Below are 23,166 nucleotides of genomic sequence, written 5' to 3'. Positions count from 1 at the left end.
CCGAACCCGGTCTGGAGCAGAGCCCCCTTGTTGTTCAAGGGGGCGCGCCGACAGGCGCGGGGATAAGGTGGAATGCGTGGATAGTTTTGCCTCAAGCAAAACTGTCGGTGGCGCGCACCAGCGCGTCCACGTTCTCGGCTTCGAACGCCGAGTGACCCGACGCCGGCGTGATTTCCAGCTTCGCCTTCGGCCACACCTTGGTCAGGTCCCAGGCGTTGGCCAGCGGGCAGACCACGTCGTAGCGGCCGTGCACGATCACGCCGGGAATGTCAGCGATGCGGTGTGCGTCGCGCAGCAGCTGGTCTTCCACTTCGAAGAAGCCGCCGTTGACGAAGTAGTGGTTCTCGATGCGGGCAAAGGCCAGCGCGAAGTGCGGGTCTTCGTGGCTGTTGATGAAGTCATCATCGACGTGCAGGAAGCTGGTCGCGCCTTCCCACACCGCCCACGCCTTGGCCGCTTCCAGGCGGGTGGTTTCGTCGTCGCTGGTCAGGCGGCGGTGGAAGGCCGAGATCAGGTCATGACGCTCCACCGAAGGAATCGGCTTGAGGTAATGCTCCCACGCATCCGGGAACAGGCGGTTGGCGCCTTCCTGGTAGAACCATTCCAGCTCCCAGCGACGCAGCATGAAGATGCCGCGCAGGACCAGTTCGGTCACGCGCTGCGGGTGGGTCTCGGCATAGGCCAGCGCCAGGGTCGACCCCCAGCTGCCGCCGAACACCTGCCAGCGATCCACCTTCAGGTGCTCGCGCAGCTTCTCGATATCGGCGACGAGGTCCCAGGTGGTGTTGTCCACCAGGTCCGCGTGCGGGGTGGAACGGCCGGCACCGCGCTGGTCGAACAGGATGATGCGGTACTTGGACGGGTCGTGGAACTGGCGCATCTTGTCGCTGCAGCCGCCGCCCGGGCCACCGTGCAGCATCACCACCGGCTTGCCGTCCGGGTTGCCGCACTGTTCGAAGTACAGCGTGTGGCGGTCGTCGACCTTCAGGGTGCCGACGTCGTAGGGGGTGATGGCGGGGTACAGCGTACGCATGCTTGCAGCTCCAGGGTGATGCCCTGCCGGGGCAGGAGAACCTCCATTCTAGGCCGGACGCCGGCCCAGGGTGATGCGGTCGCGCTGCTCCAGATCCTGCACGGTCTGCACTTCCGCAAAACCCGCCGCGTCGAATAGCGCGCGGATCGCCACGCCCTGGTCCCAACCGTGCTCGATCAGCAGCCAACCGCCGGGCAGCAGGTGGGCCTGGCCACCGTCGACGATGCGGCGGATGTCATCCAGCCCGTCCACGCCGGAGGCCAGCGCGGTGGCCGGTTCGAAGCGCAGGTCGCCCTGGGCCAGGTGCGGATCGTCGCTGGCGATGTACGGCGGGTTGCTGGCGATCAGGTCGAACCGCGCGCCCTGCAGCGGCGCATACCAGTCCTGCCCGCCCTCGGCGAAGCGGACGTTGCGCAGTTCATGGCGCGCAGCATTGCGCGCGGCCACGGCCAGCGCGCCCGGGCTGGCATCGGTGGCCAGCACCTGCGCTTGGGGCCGTTCGCTGGCCAGCGCCAAGGCGATCGCGCCGGTGCCAGTGCCGAGGTCGGCCAGCTGCAGCGATTGGTCTGGCGGCAGCCGCTCCAGCGCCAGCTCGACCAGCAGCTCGGTTTCCGGACGCGGGATCAGCGTGGCCGGGTCGACCTCCAGGTCCAGCGTCCAGAAACCGCGGCGGCCGGTCAGGTAGGCCACCGGCTCACCGGCCACGCGGCGGGCCAGCAACGCTTCGAAGGCGGCCAGGTCGGCGGCGGCCAGCGGATCGGTGGCATGCGCGAACAGCCAGCTGCGCGGGCGCTCCAGCACATGCAGCAGCAGCAGTTCGGCCTCGTGGCGGGCCTCGACGCCGCCGAGGCGGGCACTGGCCTCGGCCACGATCTGGCGCAGGGAGGGTTCGGTTTGGGAAAACATGCCGCAATTGTAGAGCGGAGCCCATGCTCGGCTGCTTCTGGCGCAGTCGAGCTACACATCCACAGGTCCGCAGTCGAGCATGGCTCGACTCTACAAAAGGCTGCAATCCGTTCAGGTTCTGCCCGAGGGGATAAGGAGGGACTATTGGCCCTATTCAGCCGTTCCGGAAGATTTCCCTTGTCACACAGCCAGTTGCAGGATGGGAGCGGCAAGGTTCAGTGCCTGCTCATGACCAAATGATAGATTCCATCTATCAAATAGATGCAATCAATGGATTGTTCTTATCGCCAGCGAGTCGGTAACCTAGCTCCTGTCGATTCACCCACTCCCCTTCACCAGAGGAAAAACGATGTCCCTGATCAACACCCAGATCCAGCCGTTCGAAGCCAACGCTTACCACAATGGCGAGTTCATCAAGGTTTCCGACGCCAGCCTGAAGGGCCAGTGGTCCGTCCTGATCTTCATGCCGGCCGCCTTCACCTTCAACTGCCCGACCGAGATCGAAGACGCCGCTGACCATTACGCCGAGTTCAAGAAGGCCGGCGCCGAGGTCTATATTGTCACCACCGACACCCACTTCTCGCACAAGGTGTGGCACGAAACCTCGCCGGCCGTCGGCAAGGCCCAGTTCCCGCTGGTCGGCGACCCGACCCACCAGCTGACCAACGCCTTCGGCGTGCACATTCCGGAAGAAGGCCTGGCCCTGCGCGGCACCTTCATCATCAACCCGGAAGGCGTGATCAAGACCCTGGAGATCCACTCCAACGAGATCGCCCGTGACGTCTCCGAAACCCTGCGCAAGCTGAAGGCTGCCCAGTTCACCGCCGCCAACCCGAACCAGGTGTGCCCGGCCAAGTGGAAGGAAGGCGAGAAGACCCTGACCCCGTCGCTGGACCTGGTCGGCAAGATCTAAAGCAGTACCGGCCTGCCGTGGCCCCACGCCACGGCGCGCCTTTCATCCCCGTGCCGGTCCCCCCGCCGGCGTGGGGGTGAACCCAAGACAGCCAACGCTCGCCCGCCTTGGCCAGCCAGCCCCTTCCACGGTCGCTGTCTTGGGTTCACCCCTACCCCCTGCTGGTCCGCTACCTTCTACAGCGGTGCCACGCCCCCTGTTTGCCTGAAGCCAGGAGATGACCCGATGTTGGACGCCAACCTGCAGTCGCAGCTGAAGACCTATCTGGAGCGCGTGACCCGCCCGATCCAGATCACCGCGCACGCCGACGACGGCGCCAAGTCGCAGGAAATGCTGGAACTGCTGCAGACCCTGGACAGCCTGTCGGACAAGATCTCGCTGCAGGTGCTGCGCGATGGCCAGGGCCGTGTGCCGTCCTTCGACCTGGGCACCCCGGGCCAGGATATCCACCTGACCTTCGCCGGCCTGCCGATGGGCCACGAGTTCACCTCGCTGGTGCTGGCGCTGCTGCAGGTCGGCGGCCACCCGTCCAAGGCCACCGCCGAGCTGATCGAGCAGGTGCAGAACCTGGAAGGTGAATACAGGTTCGAAACCTACTTCTCGCTGTCCTGCCAGAACTGCCCGGACGTGGTGCAGGCGCTGAACCTGGCCGCGGTACTCAACCCGCGCATCCAGCACGTGGCCATCGACGGTGCCCTGTTCCAGGACGAAGTCGAGAAGCGCGAGATCATGTCGGTGCCGACCGTGTACCTCAACGGTGAAGTCTTCGACCAGGGTCGCATGACCCTCGAGCAGATCGTCGCCAAGCTGGACACCAATGCCAGCAAGCGCGATGCCGAGAAGATCGCCGCCAAGGACGCCTTCGACGTGCTGGTGGTGGGCGGTGGCCCGGCCGGCGCAGCAGCGGCGATCTACGCCGCGCGCAAGGGCATCCGCACCGGCATCGCCGCCGAGCGTTTCGGTGGCCAGGTGCTGGACACCATGGCGATCGAGAACTTCATCTCGGTGAAGGAGACCGAGGGCCCGAAGCTGGCCACGGCGCTGGAACAGCACGTGCGCGAGTACGAGGTGGACATCATGAACCTGCAGCGCGCCAGTGCGCTGGTGCCGGCCGGTGAAGACGGCCTGGTGCAGGTGCAGCTGGAGAACGGCGCGGTGCTGAAGTCGCGTTCGGTGATCCTGTCCACCGGCGCACGCTGGCGCCAGATGAACGTGCCGGGCGAAGACCAGTACCGCAACAAGGGCGTGGCCTACTGCCCGCACTGCGATGGTCCGCTGTTCAAGGGCAAGCGCGTGGCGGTGATCGGCGGCGGCAACTCCGGCGTGGAAGCGGCCATCGATCTGGCCGGCATCGTGTCGCATGTAACCCTGCTGGAGTTCGATTCCAGCCTGCGCGCCGACGAAGTGCTGCAGAAGAAACTGCGCAGCCTGGCCAACGTCACCGTGCTGACCAGCGCACAGACCACCGAAGTGCTGGGCGACGGCAGCCGTGTCACCGGCCTGGTCTACAAGGACCGTGTCGGCGGCGACGCCCACCGCGTCGAGCTGGAAGGCATCTTCGTGCAGATCGGCCTGCTGCCCAACACCGAGTGGCTGAAGGACACCGTGGCGCTGTCGCCGCGTGGCGAGGTCGTCATCGATGACCGCGGCCAGACCAACCTGCCGGGCGTGTTCGCTGCTGGCGATTGCACGACGGTACCCTACAAGCAGATCATCATCGCCATGGGCGCCGGTTCGACCGCCGCACTGAGCGCGTTCGACCACCTGATCCGCTCGTCGGTGAGCAGCAGCAGTGGTGCTGTTGCTGAAGCTGCCTGATCCATCGTTCCCAGATCACCGGGAACATTGTCTGCCTGTCGGGTAACCATGCCGTCAGCCGGTCCGTTACCCCTGGGGTGTAAGGATGAACCTACGTGATCTGAAGTACCTGGTAGCCCTGGCCGACCACAAGCATTTCGGCCGGGCTGCCGCCTCCTGCTTCGTCAGCCAGCCGACGCTGTCCACGCAGATCCGCAAGCTGGAAGAAGAGCTGGGCCTGCCGCTGGTGGAACGTGCACCGCGCAAGGTGATGCTGACCCCGGCCGGCCAGGAAGCAGCAGCACGGGCACGGGTGATCGTGTCCGAAGTGGAACAGCTGAAGGAAGCGGCACGTCGCAGTCGCGATCCGGAAGCCGGTACGGTGCGCCTGGGGATCTTCCCGACCCTGGGCCCGTACCTGCTGCCGCATGTGATTCCGCGCATCCGCGATCGCTTCCCGGAGCTGGAACTGCTGCTGGTCGAGGAAAAGAGCGATGTGCTGCTGGACCGCCTGCGCGAAGGCAAGCTCGACGCTGCACTGCTGGCCCTGCCGGTGATCGACGACCAGCTGCATGCCGAGTTCCTGTTCGAGGAACCCTTCCTGCTGGCCGTATCCGGGCGCCACCCGCTGGCCCGTCGCGAACACCTGGACGTGCAGGAGCTGGCCACGCAGAAGCTGCTGCTGCTGGAAGATGGCCATTGCCTGCGCGACCAGGCACTGGAAGTCTGCCGCCTGTTCGGTGCCAACGAGAAGTCCGAGTTCCGCGCCACCAGCCTGGAAACCCTGCGGCAGATGGTCGCCGCCGACGTCGGCATCACCCTGCTGCCAAGCCTGTCGGTGCAGCCGCCGGTGCCGCGCTCGAACAACATCCGCCTGCTCGACTTCACCGGCGAAGGACGCCCCAGCCGCCGCATCGCGATGATCTGGCGCCGCAGCTCGGCCATGAACGACTTCCTGATGGAGCTGGCCGATCAGTTCAAGCGCCTGCCGCAGGCGCTGTTCACCCTGGAAGCGGTCAACGCCGCCGGCGACACGACCGCCCTGCCCGGCCCCGCGCTGAACGGCTGAACCCCCGCAGCACCGGCCTGGAATCGGCAGGAGTCGATTCCGGTCGCATTTGTCCCCACAATACAGACAGGCGGCGCCAGCAGGTGCCGCCTTTTGCATGGCTTTCAACCAAGGAGCTTCACCATGAGTACCGCCAGCGGCCTGCCGCCGTCGATCACCGTTTCCACCTTCGACATGGACCGCCTGGACGCCATGCTCGAATCCCCTGCGCTGAGCCAGACGCCTGCCGCGCTCGCGCTTGCTGAAGAACTCAACCGTGCCACCGTGCTGGCACCGGACCAGATTCCCGAAGGCATCGTCATGATGCATTCGCGCGTGGAGTGCGAAGATGAAGTGTCGGGCGAGAAGCACGTCCTGACCCTGGTCTTCCCCCGCGAAGCCAACGTCGATGAAGGCAAGGTTTCCGTGCTGGCCCCGGTCGGCAGTGCCCTGCTCGGCCTTTCGATCGGCCAGAGCATCGACTGGAACGCGCCCGGCGGCCGCAAGCTGCGCCTGCGCGTGACCGCGGTCCACAACGACCGCCCCTGATTACCGCTGCGCACCGCGCGCGATTCGATCCCCCTGCACCAGGAGCCGTAATGAGTACCCCGTCCAAACTGTCCCAGCTGCGCGAACTGTCCGTGGTCGTTGCCGATACCGGTGACTACGAGGCGATCAAGCGCCTGCAGCCGGTGGACTGCACCACCAACCCGACCCTGGTGAAGAAGGCGCTGGACCTGCCGGTCTACGCCGAGCTGATCGAACGCGAACTGGCCTGGGGCCGCCAGCAGAGTGGCGACCGCGAAGCCGTGGTGCACGCCGTGGCCGACCGCCTGACCATCGGCGTCGGCGCGCTGCTGAGCACGCTGGTGCCGGGCCGCGTGTCCACCGAAGTGGATGCCGACCAGGCCCACGACACCGCTGCCACCGTAGCCAAGGCCCGCCAGTTCATCCAGATGTACGCCGATGCCGGCGTGCCGCGCGAGAAGATCCTGATCAAGATCGCCGCGACCTGGGAAGGCGTGGAAGCCGCGCGCATCCTGCAGGCCGAAGGCATCGACTGCAACCTGACCCTGATCTTCAACCCGACCCAGGCGCTGGCCTGCAGCGAAGCCGGCGCGTTCCTGATCTCGCCGTTCGTCGGCCGCATCCTGGACTGGTACGTGGCCAACGGCCAGACCCCGGCCAACATCGATGAAGACCCGGGCGTGAAGTTCGTGCGCGGCGTGTATGCCGAATTCAAGCGCCGCGGTTCGCCGACGGTGGTGATGGGCGCCTCGTTCCGTTCGACCGCGCAGATCGAAGCGCTGGCCGGCTGCGACCGCCTGACGATTTCGCCGGACCTGCTGGAGAAGCTGGACGCCGACCACGGCGAGCTGCCGCGCAAGCTGGTGGCCGGTGCGGCGGATGGCGTGGCGGTGACGCCGATCGATGCGGCGAAGTTCGCATCGGATCTGGCGGCCGATCCGATGGCGACCGAGAAGCTGGCGACCGGTATCGATGCGTTTGCCAAGGATCTGCAGGCGCTGCGCGAGCGCATTCGTTCGGAACTGTGAGGATTTCGGCCAACGGCTGAGCCCCTCGTGGCGGATCGATTTGTAGAGTCGAGCTTGCTCGACTGACTGCTAAAGCAAAAGCCGCGCTGGGTCGGGCGGGTTGGGTTCGCGGGAGACGCCGTGAATCCGTCCCTGGAGGCTTGGCCGCGGCATCCATGCCGCGGACACTCCCGCGAACCCAACCCGCCCGCCCTCTGACAGTTTCCGGTGGCCGCGCGCCACGGATGAAAGAAAGAAGAGCAAAGCGGGTCGCGCGCTTCGCTTGCTCGGAGCGGAGCATGGCTCCGCTCTACAGAAAGCACTGCAGGATCAAACAAAAAGGACGCGGCGAACGCCGCGTCCTTTTTGTTTTCCTTCAGTTCGTCAGTAACCCAATGCTCTTGCCCCCCGTCACCGGGAAACTGTCGAAGGCGGGACGGGTGCAGATGGCGGGACCGTCCACGGCATGGATGCCGTGGCCGAGCCCCCATGGACGGGTTTACGGCGTGTCCCGCCATCTGTACCCGTCCCGCCAAACTCACAACAACCCAGAGCCGCTTTGGCTGTTGACGTTGATTTTGACGTTGCCCGCCGCAGGCGGACCACCGCGCGTCAGCGCGGCGCCTCCACATCCAATCCGATCGGGCAGCTCACCCCGGTGCCGCCGATGCCGCAGTAACCGTTCGGGTTCTTCGCCAGGTACTGCTGGTGATAGTCCTCGGCGTAGTAGTACGCCGGTGCCGGGTACACGATCTCGGTGGTGATCGGCCCGTAGCCGGCTGCGGCCAGCTGCGCCTGGTAGGCCTCGCGGCTGGCCAGCGCGGCGGCGTACTGCGCCTCGTCGGTGGCGTGGATCGCCGAACGGTACTGGGTGCCGGTGTCGTTGCCCTGGCGCATGCCCTGGGTCGGGTCGTGGCTTTCCCAGAACAGCTGCAGCAGCCGCTCCAGGCTCACCACCGCCGGGTCGAACACCACCTGCACCACTTCGGTGTGGCCGGTCAGGCCCGAGCACACCTCTTCATAGGTCGGGTTCGGGGTGATGCCGCCGGCGTAGCCCACCGAGGTGCTGTACACGCCCGGTTCGGTCCAGAACTTGCGCTCGGCGCCCCAGAAGCAGCCCAGCGCGAAGCGGATCTGCTGCAGGCCGGCGAAACGGTCCTTCAGCGGATGGCTGTTCACGAAGTGCTGGTTGCTGTGCAGCGGCAGCGGTTGGTCACGCCCCGGCAGTGCTTCTTCCGGGCGCGGCAGGCGCTGCTTGAAGGCGCCGATGCCGAGGATGCCCTGGCCAATTCCCAACATGATGCGCTCCTACGCCGGAAGGCCGGCTATGTCGTCTGCATCGGAAATGGGGGCGTCCGGCGCGTGGCCCAAGTCCAGCGCCGCCACGATGTCCTCGGCCTGCGGCCGTGCCGCACCAGGGATGCCCACCCGCAGCACGCCGAACAGTGGCAGCTCGCCCATGCCGCCCAGCAACGACTCGCCGAACACGAAGGCCGGGATGCCGGCATCCTCCAGCGCGTGCTTGACCAGGTGGGCGTCGAACAGGTTGTCGGCCTTGTACACGATGTGCATGCGGCAGCTCCGTGGGACAGGGTTCCAGCATACGCCCGGGGGCTGAATGGTGGTGGTGACGGCGCATGACCGTTCTGCCGGCCAGCGGCCGGCACTACCCATCCACTTTCCGGTAGCGCCGGCAGCGGGCCGGCGGAATGTGGATCGCCGTGCAGTTGGGTAGTGCCGGCCGCTGGCCGGCATCCCCACACCCTACCGGGCAGCCCTGCCCCGTACGCGTTAGACTGGCGATCTTTCTGCCTTTCTTTTCGCCGACTCATGTCCGAGCACACCCCCGCCAGCCCCGAGACCCCCGCCGACAGCCACGAAAAGCGCGATTTCATCCGCCAGATCGTGCGCGAGGACCTGGCCAGCGGAAAGCACCAGGCGATCAAGACCCGTTTCCCGCCGGAACCGAACGGCTACCTGCACATCGGCCATGCCAAGTCGATCTGCCTGAACTTCGGCATCGCCGGCGAGTTCAGCGGCGTGTGCAACCTGCGCTTCGATGACACCAACCCGGCCAAGGAAGACCCGGAATACGTGGCCGCGATCCAGGACGACGTGCGCTGGCTGGGCTTCAGCTGGAACGAACTGCGCCATGCTTCTGACTACTTCCAGACCTATTACCTGGCCGCCGAAAAGCTGATCGAACAGGGCAAGGCCTATGTCTGCGACCTGTCGGCCGAGGAAGTGCGCGCCTACCGCGGCACCCTGACCGAGCCGGGCCGCCCGTCGCCGTGGCGCGACCGCAGCGTCGAGGAAAACCTCGACCTGTTCCGCCGCATGCGCGCCGGTGAATTCCCGGATGGCGCGCGCACCCTGCGCGCCAAGATCGACATGGCCAGCGGCAACATCAACCTGCGCGATCCGGCGCTGTACCGCATCAAGCACGTCGAGCACCAGAACACCGGCAACGCGTGGCCGATCTACCCGATGTACGACTTCGCGCACGCGCTGGGCGACTCGATCGAGGGCATCACCCACTCGCTGTGCACGCTGGAATTCGAAGACCACCGCCCGCTGTACGACTGGTGCGTGGACAACGTCGATTTCGCCCATGACGACACGCTGACCCAGCCGCTGGTCGACGCCGGCCTGCCGCGCGAAGCCGCCAAGCCGCGCCAGATCGAGTTCTCGCGCCTGAACATCAATTACACGGTGATGAGCAAGCGCAAGCTGATGGCGCTGGTTACCGAGCAGCTGGTGGACGGCTGGGAAGACCCGCGCATGCCGACCCTGCAGGGCCTGCGTCGCCGTGGCTACACCCCGGCCGCGATGCGCCTGTTCGCCGAGCGCGTGGGCATCAGCAAGCAGAATTCGCTGATCGACTTCAGCGTGCTGGAAGGCGCGCTGCGCGAAGACCTGGACAGCGCCGCGCCGCGCCGCATGGCGGTGGTCGACCCGGTCAAGCTGGTGCTGACCAACCTGCCGGAAGGCCACGTAGAGCAGCTCACCTTCAGCAACCACCCGAAGGACGAGAGCTTCGGCAGCCGCGAAGTGCCGTTCGCACGCGAAGTGTGGATCGACCGCGAGGACTTCGCCGAAGTGCCGCCGAAGGGCTGGAAGCGCTTGGTCCCGGGTGGCGAAGTGCGCCTGCGCGGTGCCGGCATCATCCGCTGCGATGAAGTGATCAAGGATGCCGACGGCACCATCACCGAGCTGCGTGGCTGGCTGGATCCGGAATCGCGTCCGGGCATGGAAGGCGCCAACCGCAAGGTCAAGGGCACCATCCACTGGGTCAGCGCCGTACATGGCGTGCCGGCCGAGATCCGCCTGTACGACCGCCTGTTCTCGGTGCCGAACCCCGACGACGAATCGGAAGGCAAGACCTATCGTGATTACCTCAATCCGGAATCGCGCCGCACCGTCACCGGCTATGTCGAGCCGGCCGCGGCCAGCGCTGCCCCGGAGCAGTCGTTCCAGTTCGAACGCACCGGCTACTTCGTGGCCGACCGCCGCGACCACACCGAAGCCAAGCCGGTGTTCAACCGCAGCGTGACCCTGCGCGACACCTGGTCGGCCTGAGGACCTGCGCGGGCGCCAGCACGGCGCCCGCATGACTCCGACGATGATCACCGCCCTTTCCGTCCTGTTCTGGTTCATCTCGCAGCATCCGCTGCTGACGTTCTTTTCGGCGATGGTGCTGGCCGGGCTGGTCTCGTGGTGGCGGCGTTTTCCGGGCTACGCCATCGTGGTGTTCCCGCTGGCGATGCTCAACATCTTCCTCGGCCACTTCCTCAACGCCGCCTTCCTCAACGTGGTGGGCGAGCGTGGTGAAGCGGTGATCGTGAAGTCCGAGCGCACCAGTTCGACGATGAACGAGCAGTACATCTGGCGCTACGAAGGGGTGCTGCGCACCGCCGAGGGCCGCGACGTGGAGGTGGTGTTCCACACCAACACCGCCTCGCTGTGGCCGCTGGAGAACGCGATCCGCATCCCGGCGCCCGACCAGCCGTTCGTGGTCAAGTACACGCCGGGTTTCCCGCGCAACTTCGTCATCCTCACCAACGAATCCCCGCACGGCATCGCCCAGGCCCGTGCCAGCGCGCGCGAGCGGGTGGAAGTGGCGGCACGCAAGCTGCATTTCAGCCCCGGCAACGCCGATTTCCGCGCGGACTATCGCCGCGAGTTGGAAACCTGGCTGCGCGACCACGGCAACGATCCGCAGCAGCAGTCCGACGCGCAGCGATATCGCGCCGAACTTGACGCGCTCGACCGCTAGATCCCCAGGCCTTGCCTGGATGTTCCACCCCATCCACAGGCCTGACATGACCACGACCTCCACCGCCCTCCTCCCGCTGCTGCAGCAGGTCCTGCAGGAGGCCGGCATCGCCAGCCACGTCGACGGCGACGCGCTGCTGCTGGACAGCGGCCTGCACCTGACCCCGCATGCGATGGCCGCGCACGCGCGCGACAACGGCGGCTGGCAGACCTCCACCGTCATCGAGAGCCAGCATCCGGTGCTGTTCGCCGATGGCCTGTTCGAGTACCAGCACGCCAACGGTGCCGATGAGCAGGCATCGCTGCTGTCCGGCTTCCAGGCCTGGGTGCGGGTGGACCTGGCCACGCTGCAGACCGCGATCGGCGCCGAAGACGCGCAGGGCCTGCCGATGATGGGCCTGACCTATCCGGCCGGCGATGACGGCGAGGAACACCAGCGCACCGTAGTGCTGGGGCCGCTGGCGCACTACCGCGCACAGGAGGTGGATGCCTCCACCTGCAGCGAGGACGACCACGGTTCCTGCCCCTGCTGCCTGTTCACCCGCAGCATGGAGGCCTTCGATGAGCTGCTGAAAGCCCGCCAGTTCCTCGCCATCCGCCTGTTCGCCTCGCGCGATGCCGACGGCCTGTGCGAAGCCGACTGCCGGGTCAACGGCCACGACTTCGCCGCCGCCCTGCCCCTGCTGCGCGCCTACGCGGCCAGCTGGCCGCAGGCCGGGCTGGAGTTCCGCAAGCAGTACGTAGTGATCCGCACCGGCTCGCCGGGCTGACCCACCGCCACACCCGATACAGGCCGGTGCGGCTACACTGCGCGCCGGTTTCCCAAGCAACCGCACCTTCTTCCATCCCATTACGAGGCACCCCCGCGATGCTGTACGCGCAAGTCCACCTGACCCTTCCCGCCTGGATCCACGACCAGATCGACCTGGATCGTCGATATCCGGGCGATGAGGCCAAGGTCGCGCTGGCGATCGAGCTGTCGCGGCTGAACGTCGAGCACGCCAGTGGCGGCCCGTTCGGTGCAGTGGTGTTCGGCCCGGATGACAAGGTCATCGCCGCCGGCGTGAACCGGGTGATGCCGCACGCGACCTCGCTGGCGCACGCCGAGAACATGGCCTACATGCTGGCCCAGCAGCGCCTGCAGACCCCGCGCCTGAACGCAGTGCTGTCGCCGGTCACCCTGGCCACCAGTTCGCAGCCGTGCTGCCAGTGCTACGGCGCCACCGTGTGGGCCGGCATCGACCGCCTGCTGATCGGTGCCAACTCGGCCGACGTCGAAGAGCTGACCCCGTTCGATGAAGGCCCGCTGCCGGCCGACTGGGTGGGTGAACTCAACAAGCGCGGCATCGAAGTGGTGCAGGGCCTGAACCGCGACGCCGCGCGCAGCGTGCTGCGTGCCTATGGGGAAAGCGATGGCGCCCGTTACTGAGGCCGGCATCGGCCTGCTGTGCCTGTGCCGGCAGGGCTTCGAGCCCGAGCTGGCCGGCGAACTGCAGTTCCGCGCCGGTGAAGCCGGTTTCGCCGGTTATGCGCGCACCCAGCGCAATGATGGCTACGTGCTGTTCATGTGCGACGAAGCCGCCGCCCTGGCACCGCGCCTGCGCTGGCGCGAGCTGATCTTCGCGCGGCAGAAGCTGGTGGTGCTGGCCGAGCTGCCGCAGCTGGACCCAGCCGACCGCATCACCCCGATGCTGGAGGTGCTGGCCGATGCGCCGCGCTTCGGCGACCTGTGGGTGGAACATCCCGATTCGGACGCCGGCAAGCCGCTGTCCGGGCTGGCCCGTGCCTTCGGCAATGCGCTGCGCCCGGCGCTGCGCAAGGCCGGCAAGCTCACCGACAAGCCGAACGACCGTCTGCCGCGCCTGCACGTGGTGTTCGTCGACGGCACCCACGCCTTCGTCTGCGTAGCCGACCCGGCCGACAGCGCACCGTGGGCACTGGGCATTCCGCGCCTGAAGCTGCTGCCCGAAGCGCCGTCGCGTTCGGCACTGAAGCTGGACGAAGCCCTGCTGACCCTGCTGGCGCCGGAAGAACGCGAAGCGCTGGCCAGGCCCGGCATGCGCGCGGCTGACCTGGGTGCCGCACCCGGCGGCTGGACCTGGGTGCTGACCCGCCAGCACATGCACGTGCTGAGCATCGACAACGGCCCACTGCGCCAGCACGTGCTGGACACCGGCCTGGTCGAGCACCTGCGTGCCGATGGCTTCCACTGGCTCCCGGAACAGCCGCTGGACTGGATGGTCTGCGACATGGTCGAGCAGCCGCGGCGCGTGGCCGAACGCATGGCCACCTGGTTCCGCGAAGGCTGGTGCAGGCACGCGATCTTCAACCTGAAACTGCCGATGAAGAAGCGCTGGGACGAAACCCGCTTGTGCCTGGACCTGTTCCAGGAGCAGGCCTGCAAGCCGCTGGTGGTCCGCGCCAAGCAGCTCTATCACGATCGTGAAGAGATCACCGTGCTGGCGTCGCCGCTGCGCTGAGGCCGTCGTGCCCGCCGGGCGTGGCCCGGCGCTACCGAGGAATGGGACCATGCGATACCGCTCGATTCCGATACTGATCGCCCTGCTGGCAACTGCAACGGCCCTTGCACAGCAGCTGCCGTCCATGCCGGCGCAGGTCCAGCCGCTGGGCCCGACCGGCGGCGCCATCCGCCAGCAGCCACTGGGCGCCGGCCAGGTCACCGGCAGCGTCGAGATTGCACGGCCGGCCGGCGAGGCACAGGTGACCGTGCGTTCGCTGGAACCGAGCAGCGTGGTCGGCCAGTACCGCATCCACTTCGCCGCGCTGGATGTGAACGGTGATGGCTTCATCAGCCGCGAGGAAGCGCAGGCCAATCCGGCGCTGGCCGATGAGTTCAATGCGTTGGACGTGAAGCGTCGCGGCAAGCTGGATCGTGCCGACCTGGCTGGTTGGCTGGTTGATTGATCCACCGGCGCGATCTTCATCCACGCATGGCGTGGATCTACTGGATCAACGGCGGTAGCGGAGCCCGCTTCTGGTAGGTGCCAACCTTGGTTGGCACATCCATCAGGCATCCTGGGCCCAGATGAGGCGAGGGTATTTCCAGCCTTGTGCCAACCAAGGTTGGCACCTACCAGAGCGGCGTTGGCACCTGCCAGAGCGACCTGTATTCCGGTCAGACCCCGGCGGCGCGCTTCCAGAACGCCTGCACCAGCGGCGGCCATTTGCCGACGCAGCCCAGCGCGCGTCCACGGGCCAGGGTCAGGTGCATTTCGTCGTTGGAGAACAGGCGGTTGATCGCATCGAAACTGTAGGCGGCGATGTGGTTGTCGCTGCGCCGTTCGCGTGCCCAGCGCTGCAGGCGCTGCGGCGACAGCCGCGGCTGGCCGCGGCGTTCGGCCGACGGCGCCAGCCACTGCTGCAGGGCGGCGACATCGCGCAGGCCCAGGTTCACGCCCTGCCCGGCCAGCGGATGCACCACATGCGCAGCATCACCCAGCGCCAGCACGCGGCCAGCCACGTAGTGACGGGCCAGCTGGCGACGCAGCGGGAAGGCCGCACGCGGTGACGCCAATCGCAGTTCGCCCAGGCGCGCAGCGAAGGCACGGGTCAGTTCGCGGTTGAAGGCGTCCTCGTCCAGGGCCAGCACGCGAGCCGCTTCATCCTCGGGCAGGGTCCAGACGATCGAACTGCGACGCTCGGCCACCGGCAGCAGCGCCAGCGGCCCGGTCGGCAGGAAGCGCTGCCAGGCCGTGGCCTGGTTGGGAAGATCGCTGTCCACATAGGCCACCACGCCACGCTGGTGGTAGTCATGCTTTTCAACCTCGATCCCGGCCAGCTGGCGCAGGGTTGACTCGGCACCGTCGGCGGCCACCGCCAGTGCCGCTTCCAGGCGGCGCCCGTCATCCAGCCGCAGGCGCACGCCGTCTTCATCCTGTTCCAGCGCTTCCACCCGTGCTGGGCAGTGCAGCTGCACGCCCGCCGCCGGCAGCGCCGCCCACAGACGATCCTGCAGCAGGCCGTTCTCGACGATGTAGCCCAGCTCACGACGGCCGAAGCGATCGGCGTCGAACAGCAGATCCTCGCCACCGGCCGCATCCCACACCTGCATGCGCCGGTAAGGCCAGGCGCGGGCCTGCGCGATCGCCGGCCACACACCCAGGCGGTTCAACAGCTGCACGTTGTCAGCGGCGAAGGCGAACACGCGCAGGTCCGGCTGTGCGGCCTGCCACGGTGCCGGTTCGCGGCCTTCCACCAGCGCAACCGACAGGCCGGCATCGGCCAGCGCCAGCGCACACGCGGCACCGACCACGCCACCACCAACGATGGCCACATCAAGACGCGTGCGCCGGCTCATGCGGCTTCTCCGCGGCACAGGCGCGGCACGTCACCACGGAAGCCCATCGCACCACCGACCAGCATCGACTGCACCGACTCGCGCTGTGCGGCCACCAGGCCGAGGCTGCGCAGCGGCCGCATCAGCGGTGCCGGGTTGCTGGTCAATCGTGCCAGCCCACCGGAGAACGCCACCGTCTGCCGGCGATCTTCCTCGCGCCGCGCGACGTAGGCCTTCAGCAGCGCATCGCTGCCGGCATCCTCATGCGCATCCTCCAGCAGTTCGGCCAGGGTCAGCGCATCGCGAAGGCCCAGGTTGAAGCCCTGTGCGCCCAGCGGATGGATGGTCTGCGCGGCATTGCCGAGCAGCACCGTGCGCTCACCGGCCAGCGCGCGCGCCAGCACCTGGATGAGCGGGTAGGCGCTGCGCGGGCCGGACTCGAGCAGGCGGCCGGCACGCCAGCCGATCGCGCTCTGCAGGCGTTGCAGCCAGGCCGCATCGTCCAACGCCATCACCGCATCGGCCTGGTCGCGCGCTACCCCGTGCACGGTGCCGAAGTGACGATCGCCACGCGGCAGCAGGGCGGTTGGGCCGGTATCGGTGAAGCGTTCCCAGGCGGTGCCATCCGGCGCGCGCTGGCTGCGCACGCGGGCCACGAACAGGGTCTGCTGGAAATCATGGCGGTCGACTTCGATGCCCAGCGCGCCACGCACGCCGCTGGTGGTGCCATCGGCCCCCACCACCAACCGTGCCAGCAGCACGCGTTCGCCAGCCTCGTCAGCCACCCGTACCTGGCGGTAACCATCGACCACCTCACCCAGCCCCAGGAACCGCATCGGCCGGTAACGGCGCAGGCGCGGCAGTTCCTGCAGGCGCGCTTCCAGCGCCTGGCCGAAATCGCGCGCGACCACCACCTGGCCGAACCACGGCCGGTCGTAATCGGCCGCTTCGAGCTGCACACGGCCGAAATCGCCGGCACGACTGACATGGATGCGCCGGATCGGGCCCGGTGCCATCGCCAGCTTCTGCATCACCCCCAGCGCGGTCAGCGCATTGACGGTGGCAGCGGCGAAACTGAGATTGCGCTGGTCGAACACCGCAGGCAGCTCGCCGGCCGGGCTGGCCTCAAGCAGGCCCACGTCGCGGCCCAGCCGGTCCAGGGCGATGGCCAGGCTGGCACCGACCAGGCCACCACCGACAATCAGCACGTCATGTCGTTCACTCATGTGTTCATGATACGCGCTCGCCCCGACTGTACGCCGAACGGGCGGCACCTGCGCCAACCTGCGCGGCGGGCTAGAATGAAACCTGAATCCGCTCCGGGCCCCACCATGTCCGATACCGCCAACCGCGCCTTCGTCCTGTCCGTACTCGTACTGCTGCTGGCGGCGACCCGGGTCAATCACTTCGCGGCCATTCCGGATGCCTCCTGGGCCGTGTTCTTCATCGGTGGCTTCTACCTGGCGCGCTGGACGCGCTGGGCGTTCCCGCTGCTGATGGTGTTCGCGGTGCTGGTGGACTGGATCGTGATCCGCAGCAGCGGTCTGGATTTCTGGCAGCACTACTGCGTGTCGCCGGGCTACTGGCTGCTGCTGCCGGCCTACTTCTCTTTGTGGGCCGGCGGCATGCTGCTGGGCCGCAACTACCAGAGCGCGCGCTGGCCGGTACTGGCCAAGGGCGCACTGCTGCTGGTCGCTTCGGTGGCGGTCTGCCACCTGCTGGCACAGGGCGGTTTCTACTGGAGCAGCCGCAACGTGGCCGAGCCGACCCTGGCCGGCTGGGCACAGAACTACGCGCAGTGGTTCGGGCCCTACCTTCGCACCACGGCGATCTATGTGGCGCTGGCCGCCGCCCTGCAGCTGGCCGTGGAGCAGGTGCTGAAGCTCCAGCAGGCCCGCCGCGACATCCGCCACTGAGCCGCGCCATGGGTCATCGCCTCTCGCGCATCTACACCCGCACCGGCGACGACGGCAGTACCGGCCTTGGCGACGGCCAGCGCGTAGCCAAGGATGACGCCCGCGTGGCGTCCTACGGCACCGTCGACGAGGCCAATGCCGCGCTCGGCCTGCTGTTGGCCGCGCCCCTGCCCGAGGATGTGCGCGCGCTGGTGGTGCATCTGCAGCACCAGTTGTTCGACCTGGGCGCCGAGCTGTGCATTCCCGGCCATGCCGCGATCCACGCCGCCGACGTCTCGGCCCTGGAACAGCAGCTGGACCATTACAACGCCGACCTGCCGATGCTGAAGGAATTCATCCTGCCGGCCGGCGGCGAAGCCGCCGCGCGCTGCCATCTGGCCCGCACCATTGTCCGCCGCGCCGAGCGCGAAACGGTCACCCTGGCCCGCCACGAGGCTGTGCGCAGCGAGGCGCTGCAGTACCTCAACCGGCTGTCGGACCTGCTGTTCGTGCTGGCCCGGGTGCTGGCCCGAGCCGATGGCCACGGCGAAGCGCTGTGGCAGCCACAGCAGCGCCAGCGCTGAGTCGGCACGATGCTGGTCTATACCCACCCGTCCTGCCTGCTGCATGACCCCGGCCCCGGCCATCCGGAGTGCCCGCAGCGCCTGCAGTACGTACTCGACGCACTGCACGCCGCCTTCCCTGATCAGCTGGACTGGCGCGAGGCGCCGCCGGCCAAGTTCGGCGAACTGACCCGGGTCCACGACAGCGCCCTGCTCGACTTCGTGCTGCAGCCGCAGACCGCGCCGCTGCGCCAGCTGGACATGGACACCTGGACCTCGCCAGGTTCGGCCAGCGCCGCCGTGCACGCCGCCGGTGCCGGTGTGGCCGCGGTCGATGCGGTAATGCTGGGCGAGGACCCGCTGGCCTTCTGCGCGGTACGCCCGCCGGGCCACCACGCCACCAGCAGCACGGCGATGGGCTTCTGCCTGCTGAACAACATCGCCATCGCTGCCGCCTATGCCCGTGACCGCCATGGCCTGGAGCGGATCGCGGTGGTCGATTTCGACGTCCACCACGGCAATGGCACCCAGGACATCTTCCAGCACGATGCCCGGGTCTCCTACTACAGCACCCACCAGGCCGGGCTGTTCCCCAATTCCGGCCTGCGCCGCGACCGCGGTGCCGGCAACCTGATGAACATCCTGTTGCCACCGGGCAGCGGCGGCTTCCGCTTCCGCAACGTCTGGGCCGACGAGATGCTGCCAGCCATCGACGACTTCCGTCCGCAGCTGCTGCTGATCTCCGCCGGCTTCGACGCCCACCTGCGCGACCCGCAGGCCGATCTGATGCTGGAGACCGACGATTTCGCCTGGATCACCCGTGAACTGCATGCGCTGGCACGCCGTCACGCCGCCGGCCGGGTGGTCTCGATGCTGGAGGGCGGCTACGACCTGCAGGCCCTGGCCGAGTGCAGCATGGCCCATGTCCAGGCCCTGATCACCCCCTCTGCGGGTGCCTCCGCCGGATGAACCCGAACCGGCAGGCTCCGGCGCCCTTCATTGCCCCTATGCAAGGGATGGGGCAAGCTACCGTCCGTTTTCGCCCGAATCCGAACCGCGTGCGCCGAGCCCTCCGCCTGCTTCCCCTGCCTCTGAGCATCGCCATCAGCCTGCCGGCGATGGCCGATGATAAGCCGCTCAACTGGGGCCTGTGCCCGGCCACCGACGTCATTCCCGCGTTCACCGACGCCCCCACCCCGGTCCCGGCCCAGGACAAGGCTGCTGCCGCAGCCGCCCGCGAGAACCAGCCGACCGACATCGAAGGCGACCAGCTGCTGGGCACCACCACGGTGCCGCAGTACGAGGGCAACGTGGCGCTGCGCCGGGGTGACCAGTTCGTCGGTACCGACAAGCTCAGCTTCGACACCGAGACCGGCAACTACATCGCCGACGGCAATGTCCGCTACCAGGACGGGTCGATCCGGATGGTCGCCAAGCGCGCCGAAGGCAACCAGGAAAGCGACACCCACAAGATCTCCGACATCAAGTACCAGCTGGTATCGCGCCGGGGCAACGGTGATGCCGAGTCGGTCGACCTGCAGGGCGCGGTCGGCCAGATGCACCGCTCCACCTACACCACCTGCGACCCGTCGCAGCCGGTGTGGAAGCTGTCGGCGCCGCAGATCGAAGTGGACAACGACGAAGGCTTCGGCACGGCCCGCAACGCCGTGCTGCGGATCGGCAAGGTGCCGGTGCTGTGGGCGCCCTACTTCAAGTTCCCGATCGATGACCGCCGCAAGACCGGCCTGCTGTTCCCGCAGCTGGGCATGTCCGGGCGCAATGGCTTCGATTATGCGCAGCCGATCTATTTCAACCTGGCGCCGAACTACGACGATACCCTGACCCCGCGCTACATGAGCCGGCGCGGCCTGCTGCTCGACAACGAGTTCCGCTACCTCTACAACGGCGGCCGTGGCGAGGTGCTGACCAGCTACATGCCCAACGACAAGCTGCGCGACCGCGACCGCGGCCGGGTGATGTTCGACGGCTACCACAACGTGAACAGCCACTGGCAGGCCCGCGCCAACCTGGCCTGGGTGAGCGACGAACGCTATGTCGAGGACTTCGCCAACCGCCTGGTGGGGGTGACCGCCTCCAACCTGCAGAGCACCATCGGCCTGTACGGCACCGGCCAGAACTGGACGGCCGGCATCATGGCCGACCGCTGGCAGCTGACCGACTACACCCTCGACGAGCGCGCCCTGCCCTACAACCGCGAGCCACGCCTGTTCTTCAACTGGAACAAGCCGGTGCTGCCGTGGCTGGAAACCGGCATCTACACCGAAGCGGTGCGCTTCACGCATGACGACATCAACTTCAAGAATGCCGTCGGCGCCGGCGAGGATCTGCAGTACACCCGTAATGGAGTGCAGTGGACCGACGGCGTCGGTGTCAGCGGCGGTTCACGACTGGACGTGAAGCCGTATGTGTCGTTCCCGATCAGTGGCGCAGCTTGGTATGTGACCCCTACCCTGGCCTACCGCTACACCGCCTATCAACTGGACCGTGGTCTAGTGGATGGGGTAAGGGGCATCCAGGCCCAGATCCTGCGCTCGCAGGGCATCGACCCGGCCACGGCCACTCCGGAACAGCTGCGCGGCAATACCTCGCCCAGCCGCAGCCTGCCGATCGGCAGCCTTGATGCCGGCCTGTTCTTCGATCGCGAGACGTCGATCGGAGGCAAGTCATTCCTGCAGACCCTGGAGCCGCGCCTGTTCTACCTGCGCACCCCCTACCGCAACCAGGACGAGCTGCCGATCTTCGACACCCGTGACTTCACCTTCAGCTGGGGCCAGCTGTTCCGCGACTCGCGCTATACCGGCGCCGACCGCCAGAACGATGCCAACCAGCTGACCCTGGCACTGGGCACCCGCTTCATCGACCAGACCACCGGCAAGGAACGCTTCTCGGCCGCGATCGGCCAGATCCAGTACTTCGACGAATCGCGGGTGAGCACCACGCCGGGCGGCGCGCCGGTGGAGAAGGGCAAGTCGGCGTGGATCGCCGACGGCAACTACATGATCAACGACCGCTGGACCCTGGGCGCCACCTACCAGTGGGACCCGAAGTACAAGCGCGAGGATCTGGCCAGCGTCCGCGCCCGTTATCTGATGCCCAACGATGGCGTGATCAACCTCAGCTACCGCTACCGCATCAATGCCGGCGCCCCGGCAACCGCCAACAAGCATGACCGGACCCTGCTGGAGCAGGCCGACCTGTCGTTCCTGTACCCGCTGAATGCGCGCTGGAGCCTGGTGGGCCGGTATTACTACTCGCTGCAGGACAAGGAACCGCTGGAGATCATCGCCGGCGTGCAGTGGGACAGCTGCTGCCTGGCCGTGCGTGCAGTGGCCCGCCGCTACGTGCGCAACCGCGAAGGCGACATGAACAATTCCATCCAGCTGGAGTTCGTCCTCAAGGGCCTCAGCTCCATCGGCCAGGACACGGACCGTACGCTGCGCCGTGCTATCCTCGGCTACAACCGCGACGACCTCTATCTCGTGCCGCCCAGCAACACCGGGGCGACCCGGGATGACTACGATCCGAATCAGATCCCATGACCAAGCGCTTCCCCGTTCTTCTCGCCTCCCTGCTGGCGGTGTCCAGCGTGTCCGCCCCCCTGCAGGTGCTCGCGCAGGAGGCGCAGCCGTTGGACCGCATCGCCGCCGTCGTCGACGAGGACGTGATCCTGCAGAGCGAGCTCCAGCGTGCGATCGCCAACATCAAGGCGCAGTACGCCGGCCGTGAAAACCAGCTGCCGCCGGAAGACGTACTCAGCCGCCAGGTGCTCGAGCGCCTGGTGCTGGTCAAGCTGCAGGTGGCCCGCGCACAGGGCAGCGGCATCCGCGTCAGCGACCAGGAGCTGAACCAGGCGATGAATGCCATCGCTCAGCAGAACGGCTCGAACCTGGATGCACTGCGCCAGCGCCTGGCCCACGACGGCATCGACTTCAACGATTTCCGCGCTTCAGTGCGCGATGAAATCACCGTGCAGCGCCTGCGCCAGAGCTTCGCGCAGAGCCGCATCAGCGTCAGCGAGGGCGAAGTCGACGCCGCCCTGAAGCAGCAGGCCACGGTTGGCAACCAGTACCACCTGGCGCACATCCTGATCGCCCTGCCCGACGGCTCCAACGCCGACCAGATCGCCACCGGCCAGAAGAAGGCCGAAGGCGTGAAGGCCCTGCTGGACAAGGGTGAGCTGGACTTCAACGCCGCCGCCGTGCGTTATTCGGACAGCCCCAACGCGCTGGAAGGCGGCGACCTGGGCTGGCGCAGCCTGGACGAAATCCCGCAGGCCTTCGCGCAGATGATGGAAAAGATGAAGCCCGGCGAAGTGGTCGGCCCGATCCGCGGCCCCAGCGGCTTCCAGCTGCTGAAGCTGGTGGAAGTGCGTGATGCCAGCGCCGCCAGCGGTGGCGAGCACACGGTCACCGAGTACCACGGCCGCCACATCCTGGTGCGCGTGGACGATCACCAGACCGACGCTGCCGCCAAGGCCAAGATCGATACCCTGCGTGCCCGCATCGCCGGTGGCGCGGACTTCGAGACCGTGGCCAAGGAGTCCTCCGAGGACAACAACAGCAAGGGCCAGGGCGGCGATCTGGGCTGGTTCCCGGCCGACGCGTTCGGTCCGGCGTTCGGCCAGCAGGTGTCCGGCATCCAGGACGGTGGCGTCAGCCAGCCGTTCCGCACCGATGCCGGCTGGCACATCGTGCAGCGCGTGGGCACCCGCCAGACCGACGTGACCACTGACAACCAGCGTGCCCAGGTCCGCGAGACCATCGGCCGCCGCAAGCTGGAAGACGAGTACAACCGCTTCCTGCAGGAACTGCGTGGCGAAGCCTACGTCAGCTTCCGCAGCGGCGACCGCGCGGAAAACACCGCCACGCCGCCGCAGTCCTGAC

The 23,166-nt window shown here is 67.3% G+C and carries 22 protein-coding genes; 16 read left to right on the top strand and 6 right to left on the bottom strand.

Translation table 11 applies throughout. The features are described 5' to 3' along the window. Positions 1 to 91 precede the first annotated feature (91 nt). Positions 92 to 1,033 carry a prolyl aminopeptidase gene (gene pip, locus ACSYAO_RS03640; protein ID WP_014646006.1) on the bottom strand — a complete coding sequence of 314 codons (942 nt, stop codon included), beginning with the start codon at positions 1,031 to 1,033 and terminating at the stop codon, positions 92 to 94. A gap of 48 nt (positions 1,034 to 1,081) precedes the next feature. Then, positions 1,082 to 1,939, bottom strand: a complete 858-nt coding sequence (prmC, locus tag ACSYAO_RS03635) for a peptide chain release factor N(5)-glutamine methyltransferase (RefSeq protein WP_049463646.1) — start codon at positions 1,937 to 1,939, stop codon at positions 1,082 to 1,084. A gap of 349 nt (positions 1,940 to 2,288) precedes the next feature. On the opposite strand from prmC, the gene ahpC reads away from it, so the two are divergent. The 5 genes from ahpC (at position 2,289) to ACSYAO_RS03610 (ending at position 7,253) form a co-directional block, all read left to right on the top strand. Further along, a complete protein-coding gene (gene ahpC / locus ACSYAO_RS03630) occupies positions 2,289 to 2,852 on the top strand; it encodes an alkyl hydroperoxide reductase subunit C (RefSeq protein WP_005408159.1) in 564 nt (187 codons plus the stop codon). A 225-nt stretch (positions 2,853 to 3,077) separates the two neighbouring features. Continuing rightward, the gene (gene ahpF / locus ACSYAO_RS03625) at positions 3,078 to 4,670 is read left to right on the top strand and encodes an alkyl hydroperoxide reductase subunit F (RefSeq protein ID WP_049463647.1); all 1,593 of its coding nucleotides are present in this window, start codon (positions 3,078 to 3,080) and stop codon (positions 4,668 to 4,670) included. An 85-nt stretch (positions 4,671 to 4,755) separates the two neighbouring features. Continuing rightward, positions 4,756 to 5,718 carry a LysR substrate-binding domain-containing protein gene (locus tag ACSYAO_RS03620; protein ID WP_032129919.1) on the top strand — a complete coding sequence of 321 codons (963 nt, stop codon included), beginning with the start codon at positions 4,756 to 4,758 and terminating at the stop codon, positions 5,716 to 5,718. Positions 5,719 to 5,841: 123 nt separating this feature from the next. Continuing rightward, positions 5,842 to 6,246, top strand: a complete 405-nt coding sequence (rnk, locus tag ACSYAO_RS03615; protein ID WP_005408156.1) for a nucleoside diphosphate kinase regulator — start codon at positions 5,842 to 5,844, stop codon at positions 6,244 to 6,246. A 50-nt stretch (positions 6,247 to 6,296) separates the two neighbouring features. Then, positions 6,297 to 7,253 (top strand): transaldolase, encoded by a 957-nt coding sequence (locus tag ACSYAO_RS03610; protein WP_049463648.1) that lies wholly within the window; start codon positions 6,297 to 6,299, stop codon positions 7,251 to 7,253. A gap of 591 nt (positions 7,254 to 7,844) precedes the next feature. On the opposite strand, the gene msrA is transcribed toward ACSYAO_RS03610, so the two are convergent. Together msrA and ACSYAO_RS03600 are read right to left on the bottom strand one after the other, a co-directional pair. Next, positions 7,845 to 8,510: a peptide-methionine (S)-S-oxide reductase MsrA gene (gene msrA / locus ACSYAO_RS03605; RefSeq protein ID WP_049460935.1), complete on the bottom strand. Its 666-nt coding sequence runs from the start codon at positions 8,508 to 8,510 to the stop codon at positions 7,845 to 7,847. Positions 8,511 to 8,540: 30 nt separating this feature from the next. Further along, positions 8,541 to 8,804 carry a putative signal transducing protein gene (locus ACSYAO_RS03600; protein ID WP_049460931.1) on the bottom strand — a complete coding sequence of 88 codons (264 nt, stop codon included), beginning with the start codon at positions 8,802 to 8,804 and terminating at the stop codon, positions 8,541 to 8,543. A 258-nt stretch (positions 8,805 to 9,062) separates the two neighbouring features. Between ACSYAO_RS03600 and ACSYAO_RS03595 the strand changes: the two genes are divergently transcribed. The 6 genes from ACSYAO_RS03595 (at position 9,063) to ACSYAO_RS03570 (ending at position 14,432) form a co-directional block, all read left to right on the top strand. After that, positions 9,063 to 10,811 carry a glutamine--tRNA ligase/YqeY domain fusion protein gene (locus ACSYAO_RS03595; protein WP_049460929.1) on the top strand — a complete coding sequence of 583 codons (1,749 nt, stop codon included), beginning with the start codon at positions 9,063 to 9,065 and terminating at the stop codon, positions 10,809 to 10,811. Between the two features lie 43 nt (positions 10,812 to 10,854). After that, a complete protein-coding gene (locus tag ACSYAO_RS03590) occupies positions 10,855 to 11,508 on the top strand; it encodes a membrane protein (protein ID WP_049460927.1) in 654 nt (217 codons plus the stop codon). Positions 11,509 to 11,554: 46 nt separating this feature from the next. After that, positions 11,555 to 12,277: a DUF6348 family protein gene (locus ACSYAO_RS03585; RefSeq protein WP_049460925.1), complete on the top strand. Its 723-nt coding sequence runs from the start codon at positions 11,555 to 11,557 to the stop codon at positions 12,275 to 12,277. Positions 12,278 to 12,375: 98 nt separating this feature from the next. Next, entirely contained in the window at positions 12,376 to 12,936 is a 561-nt protein-coding gene (locus ACSYAO_RS03580) for a nucleoside deaminase (protein ID WP_004154307.1), read from the top strand. Further along, complete coding sequence (gene rlmM, locus ACSYAO_RS03575) at positions 12,920 to 13,987, top strand: 23S rRNA (cytidine(2498)-2'-O)-methyltransferase RlmM (RefSeq protein WP_049460923.1); 1,068 nt, start codon at positions 12,920 to 12,922, stop codon at positions 13,985 to 13,987. The genes ACSYAO_RS03580 and rlmM overlap by 17 nt, the downstream gene beginning before the upstream one ends. 49 nt (positions 13,988 to 14,036) lie before the next feature. Continuing rightward, positions 14,037 to 14,432 (top strand): hypothetical protein, encoded by a 396-nt coding sequence (locus ACSYAO_RS03570; protein WP_049460920.1) that lies wholly within the window; start codon positions 14,037 to 14,039, stop codon positions 14,430 to 14,432. A gap of 211 nt (positions 14,433 to 14,643) precedes the next feature. Here ACSYAO_RS03570 and ACSYAO_RS03565 read toward each other — a convergent pair whose 3' ends face one another. Together ACSYAO_RS03565 and ubiH are read right to left on the bottom strand one after the other, a co-directional pair. Continuing rightward, complete coding sequence (locus ACSYAO_RS03565) at positions 14,644 to 15,825, bottom strand: UbiH/UbiF family hydroxylase (protein WP_049398145.1); 1,182 nt, start codon at positions 15,823 to 15,825, stop codon at positions 14,644 to 14,646. Continuing rightward, complete coding sequence (ubiH, locus tag ACSYAO_RS03560; protein WP_049460918.1) at positions 15,822 to 17,030, bottom strand: 2-octaprenyl-6-methoxyphenyl hydroxylase; 1,209 nt, start codon at positions 17,028 to 17,030, stop codon at positions 15,822 to 15,824. Before ubiH ends, ACSYAO_RS03565 begins: the two co-directional genes overlap by 4 nt. 105 nt (positions 17,031 to 17,135) lie before the next feature. Here ubiH and ACSYAO_RS03555 point away from each other — a divergent pair, with 105 nt between their 5' ends. The 5 genes from ACSYAO_RS03555 to ACSYAO_RS03535 all read left to right on the top strand — a co-directional run bounded on the left by ACSYAO_RS03555 (position 17,136) and on the right by ACSYAO_RS03535 (position 23,165). Continuing rightward, positions 17,136 to 17,720: a hypothetical protein gene (locus ACSYAO_RS03555; protein ID WP_019338105.1), complete on the top strand. Its 585-nt coding sequence runs from the start codon at positions 17,136 to 17,138 to the stop codon at positions 17,718 to 17,720. 8 nt (positions 17,721 to 17,728) lie between these two features. Continuing rightward, positions 17,729 to 18,283, top strand: coding sequence for a cob(I)yrinic acid a,c-diamide adenosyltransferase (locus ACSYAO_RS03550; RefSeq protein ID WP_049460916.1), 555 nt, complete (start codon positions 17,729 to 17,731; stop codon positions 18,281 to 18,283). Between the two features lie 9 nt (positions 18,284 to 18,292). Further along, positions 18,293 to 19,231, top strand: coding sequence for a histone deacetylase family protein (locus ACSYAO_RS03545; protein ID WP_049460914.1), 939 nt, complete (start codon positions 18,293 to 18,295; stop codon positions 19,229 to 19,231). A gap of 89 nt (positions 19,232 to 19,320) precedes the next feature. Next, positions 19,321 to 21,822, top strand: a complete 2,502-nt coding sequence (lptD, locus tag ACSYAO_RS03540; RefSeq protein WP_080291831.1) for an LPS-assembly protein LptD — start codon at positions 19,321 to 19,323, stop codon at positions 21,820 to 21,822. Then, positions 21,819 to 23,165: a peptidylprolyl isomerase gene (locus ACSYAO_RS03535; protein WP_032129906.1), complete on the top strand. Its 1,347-nt coding sequence runs from the start codon at positions 21,819 to 21,821 to the stop codon at positions 23,163 to 23,165. The genes lptD and ACSYAO_RS03535 overlap by 4 nt, the downstream gene beginning before the upstream one ends. Position 23,166: the final 1 nt, after the last annotated feature.

It is taken from the genome of Stenotrophomonas sp. STK16_22 (assembly GCF_051984505.1).
In the GTDB taxonomy this organism is placed as follows: domain Bacteria; phylum Pseudomonadota; class Gammaproteobacteria; order Xanthomonadales; family Xanthomonadaceae; genus Stenotrophomonas; species Stenotrophomonas maltophilia_A.
This window is presented reverse-complemented; position numbering and strand designations above follow the sequence as displayed.

What these genes read in the sequence shown, in the direction of transcription:
- pip (WP_014646006.1), bottom strand. Translation starts at nt 1,033, where the DNA reads ATGCGTACGCTGTACCCCGCCATCACCCCCTACGACGTCGGCACCCTG.
- prmC (WP_049463646.1), bottom strand. Translation starts at nt 1,939, where the DNA reads ATGTTTTCCCAAACCGAACCCTCCCTGCGCCAGATCGTGGCCGAGGCC.
- ahpC (WP_005408159.1), top strand. Translation starts at nt 2,289, where the DNA reads ATGTCCCTGATCAACACCCAGATCCAGCCGTTCGAAGCCAACGCTTAC.
- ahpF (WP_049463647.1), top strand. Translation starts at nt 3,078, where the DNA reads ATGTTGGACGCCAACCTGCAGTCGCAGCTGAAGACCTATCTGGAGCGC.
- ACSYAO_RS03620 (WP_032129919.1), top strand. Translation starts at nt 4,756, where the DNA reads ATGAACCTACGTGATCTGAAGTACCTGGTAGCCCTGGCCGACCACAAG.
- rnk (WP_005408156.1), top strand. Translation starts at nt 5,842, where the DNA reads ATGAGTACCGCCAGCGGCCTGCCGCCGTCGATCACCGTTTCCACCTTC.
- ACSYAO_RS03610 (WP_049463648.1), top strand. Translation starts at nt 6,297, where the DNA reads ATGAGTACCCCGTCCAAACTGTCCCAGCTGCGCGAACTGTCCGTGGTC.
- ACSYAO_RS03600 (WP_049460931.1), bottom strand. Translation starts at nt 8,804, where the DNA reads ATGCACATCGTGTACAAGGCCGACAACCTGTTCGACGCCCACCTGGTC.
- ACSYAO_RS03595 (WP_049460929.1), top strand. Translation starts at nt 9,063, where the DNA reads ATGTCCGAGCACACCCCCGCCAGCCCCGAGACCCCCGCCGACAGCCAC.
- ACSYAO_RS03590 (WP_049460927.1), top strand. Translation starts at nt 10,855, where the DNA reads ATGATCACCGCCCTTTCCGTCCTGTTCTGGTTCATCTCGCAGCATCCG.
- ACSYAO_RS03585 (WP_049460925.1), top strand. Translation starts at nt 11,555, where the DNA reads ATGACCACGACCTCCACCGCCCTCCTCCCGCTGCTGCAGCAGGTCCTG.
- ACSYAO_RS03580 (WP_004154307.1), top strand. Translation starts at nt 12,376, where the DNA reads ATGCTGTACGCGCAAGTCCACCTGACCCTTCCCGCCTGGATCCACGAC.
- rlmM (WP_049460923.1), top strand. Translation starts at nt 12,920, where the DNA reads ATGGCGCCCGTTACTGAGGCCGGCATCGGCCTGCTGTGCCTGTGCCGG.
- ACSYAO_RS03570 (WP_049460920.1), top strand. Translation starts at nt 14,037, where the DNA reads ATGCGATACCGCTCGATTCCGATACTGATCGCCCTGCTGGCAACTGCA.
- ACSYAO_RS03565 (WP_049398145.1), bottom strand. Translation starts at nt 15,825, where the DNA reads ATGAGCCGGCGCACGCGTCTTGATGTGGCCATCGTTGGTGGTGGCGTG.
- ubiH (WP_049460918.1), bottom strand. Translation starts at nt 17,030, where the DNA reads ATGAGTGAACGACATGACGTGCTGATTGTCGGTGGTGGCCTGGTCGGT.
- ACSYAO_RS03555 (WP_019338105.1), top strand. Translation starts at nt 17,136, where the DNA reads ATGTCCGATACCGCCAACCGCGCCTTCGTCCTGTCCGTACTCGTACTG.
- ACSYAO_RS03550 (WP_049460916.1), top strand. Translation starts at nt 17,729, where the DNA reads ATGGGTCATCGCCTCTCGCGCATCTACACCCGCACCGGCGACGACGGC.
- ACSYAO_RS03545 (WP_049460914.1), top strand. Translation starts at nt 18,293, where the DNA reads ATGCTGGTCTATACCCACCCGTCCTGCCTGCTGCATGACCCCGGCCCC.
- ACSYAO_RS03535 (WP_032129906.1), top strand. Translation starts at nt 21,819, where the DNA reads ATGACCAAGCGCTTCCCCGTTCTTCTCGCCTCCCTGCTGGCGGTGTCC.